The sequence below is a fragment of the Nocardioides sp. genome (genome assembly GCF_031397825.1).
Taxonomy (GTDB): domain Bacteria; phylum Actinomycetota; class Actinomycetes; order Propionibacteriales; family Nocardioidaceae; genus Nocardioides.
Genome location: NZ_JANNML010000154.1, coordinates 1 through 5,934, shown reverse-complemented (window position 1 = coordinate 5,934; position 5,934 = coordinate 1). Strand labels below are relative to the sequence as shown.

General features: G+C 72.2%; 7 protein-coding genes. 6 read left to right on the top strand and 1 reads right to left on the bottom strand.

Going from position 1 to position 5,934, the window contains the following annotated elements; all coding sequences use genetic code 11:
* The 4 genes from infC to RMN98_RS13575 form a co-directional block, all read left to right on the top strand.
* The coding region (gene infC, locus RMN98_RS13590; RefSeq protein ID WP_309649354.1) for a translation initiation factor IF-3 at positions 1-430 on the top strand (430 nt) is incomplete at its 5' end.
* Between the two features lie 84 nt (positions 431-514).
* Positions 515-709: a 50S ribosomal protein L35 gene (gene rpmI, locus RMN98_RS13585; RefSeq protein WP_309649353.1), complete on the top strand. Its 195-nt coding sequence runs from the start codon at positions 515-517 to the stop codon at positions 707-709.
* 72 nt (positions 710-781) lie between these two features.
* Positions 782-1,174: a 50S ribosomal protein L20 gene (rplT, locus tag RMN98_RS13580; RefSeq protein ID WP_309649352.1), complete on the top strand. Its 393-nt coding sequence runs from the start codon at positions 782-784 to the stop codon at positions 1,172-1,174.
* Positions 1,171-1,992, top strand: a complete 822-nt coding sequence (locus tag RMN98_RS13575) for an RNA methyltransferase (RefSeq protein ID WP_309649355.1) — start codon at positions 1,171-1,173, stop codon at positions 1,990-1,992. The genes rplT and RMN98_RS13575 overlap by 4 nt, the downstream gene beginning before the upstream one ends.
* Before the next feature lie 203 nt (positions 1,993-2,195).
* Here the strand turns inward: RMN98_RS13575 and RMN98_RS13570 are convergent, their stop codons facing one another.
* Positions 2,196-3,830 (bottom strand): hypothetical protein, encoded by a 1,635-nt coding sequence (locus tag RMN98_RS13570; protein WP_309649351.1) that lies wholly within the window; start codon positions 3,828-3,830, stop codon positions 2,196-2,198.
* A gap of 149 nt (positions 3,831-3,979) precedes the next feature.
* On the opposite strand from RMN98_RS13570, the gene RMN98_RS13565 reads away from it, so the two are divergent.
* Complete coding sequence (locus tag RMN98_RS13565; protein WP_309649350.1) at positions 3,980-5,044, top strand: HAMP domain-containing sensor histidine kinase; 1,065 nt, start codon at positions 3,980-3,982, stop codon at positions 5,042-5,044.
* A 34-nt stretch (positions 5,045-5,078) separates the two neighbouring features.
* A partial coding sequence (locus tag RMN98_RS13560; protein WP_309649349.1) for a phenylalanine--tRNA ligase subunit alpha occupies positions 5,079-5,934 on the top strand: 856 nt, incomplete at its 3' end.

The window sequence follows — 5,934 nt, the reverse complement described above, 5'->3', positions numbered from 1 at the left end:
CAAGGAGATGAAGCTTCGTCCCAAGATCGACGCGCACGACTACGAGACCAAGAAGGGTCACGTCGTCCGCTTCCTCAAGGCCGGCGACAAGGTCAAGATCACGATCATGTTCCGCGGTCGCGAGCAGCACCGCCCCGAGCTGGGCTTCCGGCTGCTGCAGCGCCTGGCCGAGGACGTCACGGAGCTGGGCTTCGTCGAGTCCTCGCCCAAGCAGGACGGCCGCAACATGATCATGGTGCTCGGCCCGCACAAGAAGAAGGCCGACGCCAAGGTCGACATGCTCGCCGACAAGGAGACCAAGATGGCCGAGCGTGCTGCCGTCGTGGACGCCGAGAAGGCCGAGCGCGACGCCGCCCACGCTGCAGGACCGGTCGCGCAGAAGAAGGAGCGCGGCCGCTCCGAGAACCTCGATCCCGAGATCGAGGCCTGAGACCCGGACCGGCCCCGCGCCGGTCCTGACCGCCGATCGGTGGTCACGCGTGCCGTGACCACGACCGACAAGAAAGAGATTGAGATGCCGAAGAACAAGAGCCACTCCGGTGCCGGCAAGCGCTTCCGCGTGACGGGCACCGGCAAGATCCTTCGCGAGAAGGCGGGCAAGCGCCACAACCTGGAGAAGAAGCCCTCCAAGGTCACGCGCCGCCTGACCGGCACGGTGGTGGTCGCCAAGGCCGACACCAAGCGCGCCAAGAAGATGCTCGGCATCTGACCCTCGTCCACCCCCATTTCGATGGTCGAGCAGGACTCTGACCACTGAGCACGAGCATCAAGGAGTACCACCATGGCACGCGTCAAGAGGGCAGTGAACGCCCAGAAGAAGCGTCGTACCACCCTCGAGCGCGCAGCGGGCTACCGCGGCCAGCGCTCGCGTCTCTACCGCAAGGCCAAGGAGCAGGTCACCCACTCCCTGGTCTACAGCTACAACGACCGCCGCAAGAACAAGGGCAACTTCCGCAAGCTGTGGATCCAGCGCATCAACGCCGCCGCGCGTGCGCAGGGCATGACCTACAACCGCTTCATCCAGGGCCTCAACCTCGCTGGTGTCGAGGTCGACCGCAAGATCCTGGCTGACCTGGCTGTCAACGACATCGCCACGTTCAACGCGCTCGTCGAGACCGCGAAGGCCGCGCTGCCCGAGGACGTCAACGCGCCCAAGGCCGAGGCGTCCGCCTGACCTCGCACGACGCGCAGCCCGCGACCCCGGGCTCGCCCCTCACCGCAGGGAACAGCCGGGTCAAGGACACGCGCAGGCTCAGCCGCCGCTCGGACCGCTCCGAGCGGCGGCTGTTCCTTGCCGACGGCCCGAAGGCCGTCGAGGGGGCTCTCTCGCGCCCCGGGTGCGTGGTGGAGGTCTTCGCGACCCCCGCCGCCACCGACCAGCACGCCGACCTCGTCGCCACGGCTCCCGTGTGGACCCTCGTCGACGAGCGTGCGCTGGCCTCGCTGAGCGACAGCGTCAGCCCGGCCGGCGTGGTCGCGGTCTGCCGCTTCCTCGACCGTCCGCTGGAGCACCTGCTCGACCCCGCCCCGCGGTTGGTGGCGCTGTGCGCCGACGTGCGGGACCCCGGCAACGCCGGCACGGTCATCCGCAGCGCCGACGCCGCCGGCGCCGACCTCGTCGTCATGGCCGGCAGCTCGGTCGACCCCTACAACCCCAAGACCGTCCGCGCCAGCGTCGGCAGCCTGTTCCACCTGCCGCTCGCCGTCGAGCCTGATGCGGCAGCGGCCGTGCGGGCCGCGAAGGCCGCCGGGCTCGTCGTGCTCGCTGCTGATGGTGGGGGCGACGTCGACCTCTACGAGGCCGGCGACCTGCTGACCCAGCCCACCGCCTGGCTCTTCGGCAACGAGGCGTGGGGACTCCCGGCGGAGCTGGCGGCGCTCGCCGACCACCGGGTGGCGATCCCGATCCACGGCCGCGCCGAGAGCCTCAACCTCTCCACCGCCGCCGCGCTCTGCCTCTACGCCTCCGCCACCGCCCAGCGCGCTCGCTGAGGCGGCGCCGCGAGCGGACGTGGCGTCCGCTTCATCAAGGTATGTCGATGAACCGCCACTCCCCACGCTCGAGCAGCGAGCGGAAGGACGCACGCTGCGACTTCCCACGGTGACACGCCACCTCCCACGGGGTGCCCGCCGTGGGAAGTGGCGTGTCGCCTGCATCCCTGGGTGGAGCGGGCGCCCTCAGGCAGCCGCCCTCCTCAGGACCCGCCGACCCGCACCACCCGCCACGCACCGTCACGGCGTACGACGCGCAGCGCGACGCGCCCGCCCTTGCCCGAGAGCAGATAGCTCGTGGGGAAGAAGTCCTCGATCGAGCGGACCTGCGTGCAGTAGCCCTCGCTCGGCATCCGGACTCGCTGGATGGTGCGCCAGCGATCGTCCTCGAAGCGCTGGAGCAGATGCGGCCAGTCGGAGCCGACCGACCCGTGCAGGCGCAGCAACCGCTGGGGCCCGATGGGGTGGACGAAGCCGCAGCGCGAAGCTGCCCGCACGGGCAGGACCGTGAAGCCCTCGGGAGACACGATCGTGGTCGACCGGCGACCTGGCGCGGCGACCAGCCTGCGGTCCGCGGACCGGCCCAGGGGGCGCCCGGCCAGGTCCACGGTGCGCCAGGTCACGCCGTCGACGCTGAGCAGTGCCTGCAGCTGGAACGGCGGCGCGGTCTGGTAGCCGTCGGTGGCCGGCGGGTAGTCGCCGCCCGGGCGCCGAGCGCGGTAGCAGTGCAGCGTGATCGCGTGGACCGCGCTGCGGCGCTGCCCGAAGGTGCCCTCGCCCGCGCAGGCCGGGAAGCCGTGGTCGTAGACCTGCGTGCGGGCGCCCCACTCCTGCGCGTCCTCGTCGTAGCGCTGGGTGAAGATCCGCTGTCGGTCGGGGCTGCCGTAGGCGACCAGCGGCTGGCCCGGCACGTCGGAGAACGAGGTGTAGATGACCCGCCGCGGCGAGCCCTGGTCGTCGACCAGGCCGGGGGCGGAGGCCGGCGCGCGGCTGGTCAGCACCACCCACGGCGAGGAGGTGTCGGCCCGCCCGACGACGAAGCGCGAGGAGCGGTCGGAGCCGCCCCCCACGACCTCGAGGGCGTTGCGGTTGACCAGGCTCCCCTCGGTGCAGCCGGGGTCGACACCCTCGACCTGCGAGGAGCGCCGCTCGCCCGCGAGCGTCCGCTCGTGCACGCCGACGACGCAGCCCGCGGGAGTGCTCTGGGGTCCCAGCACGCTCACGGTCCCGTCGTCGGTGACGACCAGGGTCGAGCCGCCGGTGTCGCCGTCGTAGGACGTGGTCCGCAGCCCCGAGAAGCCGGTGTCCTGGCCCCACTCGACGAAGTCGCCGAGCCCGGCGGCCGGCCAGGCGGCGTACGCCCCCTGCGGCGAGATCGCCGGGGCGCCGTACGACTCGCCGGGCAGGTCGTGCCGGCTCCACGTGCGCAGGTTGCGCGTGATCAGCGCGACGCTGTCGGCGGGCGCCTGGTCCTCCGAGTAGGACGAGTCGCACTCCAGCAGCAGCGCCACGCCGCCGGCCGAGGCGCGCCCCGAGATGTCGCCACAGGTCACCCCGTCGGTGCCGAGGAAGACCAGCCGCGGCTCGGACCAGGTGCCGCTGGCCTCGTCGAGCCGCTGCACCGTCACGCGGCGCGGCGTGGGTGCCCCGACGGCGATCGTCCCCAGACCGGGGGCGCGGAAGACCCGGGCCTTGAGGTGGCGGTAGGACGCGGGCGCCGTCTCGGCGGCGTACGACGACGCGCGCCGGGGCGAGTCGATCGCCATCGCGTCGATCCCCGTGCCGACGACGGCGGCGGTGAGCAGGGCCGCGAGGACCCGCGTGGTTCCTGGACGCAAGGTGTCTCCTCCGAGAGGCGTTCGAGATCGGGTGTCGCAGAGACCGACGCCAGGATCCGGCGGGGTGTTCGCCCCCGACCCTCATCGTGACCCGCCTGTGATGCCCAGCGCCAGGCCGCACGAGGCCGGGCGCCTCGTAGGGTGCACCCGTGACCGGGAGCATCGAGAGCGCGCAGGAGCTGGCCGACACCCTGCCTGACGGCGTCGTGGTCGCCGGTGCCGACGGCGTCGTGGTCCTCGTGTCCAGCGTCGCCGGGCGGATGCTCGGGACGAGGCCGACCGAGCTGGTCGGCCGCCCGCTGGGCGAGGTCCTCGCCCTCCAGGACCAGGACGGCCAGGCGTGGCACGCCTGCAACACGCCGTACGACGGGCTGGCGACGCGCACGGCCGTCCCCGAGCAGCCGTGGCTGCTGCCCGACGGCACCGAGGTCCTCGTGGCCGCCCGTCTCCACCGTGAGTCGCTGCGCGACCCGGTGTCCCGCGTGGCGGTGACCCTGCGCTCGGGCCGGGGCCGCGCCCGTCTCGACCGGGAGCGCTCCGACCTCGTCGCCACCGTCGCCCACGAGCTCCGCTCGCCCCTGACGGGGGTGAAGGGCTTCGTCCAGGCGCTCCTCAACCGCTGGGACAAGCTGAGCGACGACCAGAAGAAGCTGATGCTGACCACGGTCAGCGCCGACTCCGACCGGCTGAGCCGGTTGATCGCCGAGCTGCTCGACGTGGCCCGCATCGACACGGGTCGGCTCCAGCTCTACCCCCGGCCCTCCGACGCGGCCGTGCTGGTGCAGCGCATCGTCGACTCGGTCCAGGCGGGCACCTCGCGCCCCGTCGAGCTGGTCGTCGACGGTGAGCTGCCCGAGATCAGCGTCGACCCCGACAAGTTCACCCAGGTCGTCACCAACCTGATCGAGAACGGCGTGCGCCACGGCGAGGGCACCGTCCGCGTGACGCTGACCCCCCTGCCCCCGACCGCCGAGTTCGCCGGGGTGATCCTCCTCGTCGACGACGAGGGCGCCGGCATTCCCGAGGAGCTGCGGCGGCGCGTGTTCACCAAGTTCTGGCGCGGCGGCGTGCGGGGCGGCTCCGGCCTCGGTCTCTACCTCGTCAACGGCCTGGTCCGCTCCCACGGCGGCACCGTCGTCATCGACGACGCCCCCGGAGGTGGTGCCCGCCTCGTCCTGACCTGGCCCGCCGAGGACCGCACCGGTCCCCGCTGAGCGGCCGGGGCCACGTCTTCCTAGACTTGGCTCCGTGTCAGGACCCAATACCGACTACGACCCCGTGGAGGTCAGCACCTTGCAGCCCGAAGAGGTCGAGGCAGCCCGCGACGCCGCCCTGGCGGCGATCGCCGAGGCGAGCGACCTCGAGGCGCTCAAGCAGGCCCGGACCGACCACGCTGGTGACCGCTCGCCGCTGGCCCTGGCCAACCGCGAGATCGGTGCGCTGCCGCCCCAGGCGCGCAAGGACGCCGGCCAGCGCATCGGCCAGGCCCGCGGCAAGGTCAACCAGGCGTTCGCCGCCCGCCAGGAGGTGCTCGAGGCCGAGCACGAGGAGCGGATGCTGGTCGAGGAGACCGTCGACGTCACGCTCCCGACCGACCGCCTGCCCAGCGGCGCGCGGCACCCGATCACCACCGGCTCCGAGCTGATCGCCGACATCTTCGTCGCCATGGGCTGGGAGGTCGCCGAGGGCCCCGTCCTCGAGGCGGAGTGGCTCAACTTCGACGCTCTCAACCTCGGTCCCGACCACCCGGCGCGCACCATGCAGGACACGTTCTGGACCGACCCGTCCGACAACGCGATGGTCCTGCGCACCCACACCTCACCTGTCCAGGCGCGCACCATGCTCACGCGCACGCCGCCGATCTACGTCGTGTGCCCCGGCCGGGTCTTCCGCACCGACGAGTACGACGCCACCCACAGCCCGGTCTTCCACCAGGTCGAGGGGCTCGCGATCGACGAGGGCATCTCCATGGCCCACCTCAAGGGCACCCTCGACCACTTCGCCACCCAGATGTTCGGCGAGGGCATCACCACGCGCTTCCGCCCGTCGTACTTCCCCTTCACCGAGCCCAGCGCCGAGGTCGACCTGATCTGCTTCGTCTGTC

Excerpts from the sequence above, each read along its gene's own strand:
- rpmI (WP_309649353.1), top strand. The coding sequence starts at position 515 with ATGCCGAAGAACAAGAGCCACTCCGGTGCCGGCAAGCGCTTCCGCGTG.
- rplT (WP_309649352.1), top strand. The coding sequence starts at position 782 with ATGGCACGCGTCAAGAGGGCAGTGAACGCCCAGAAGAAGCGTCGTACC.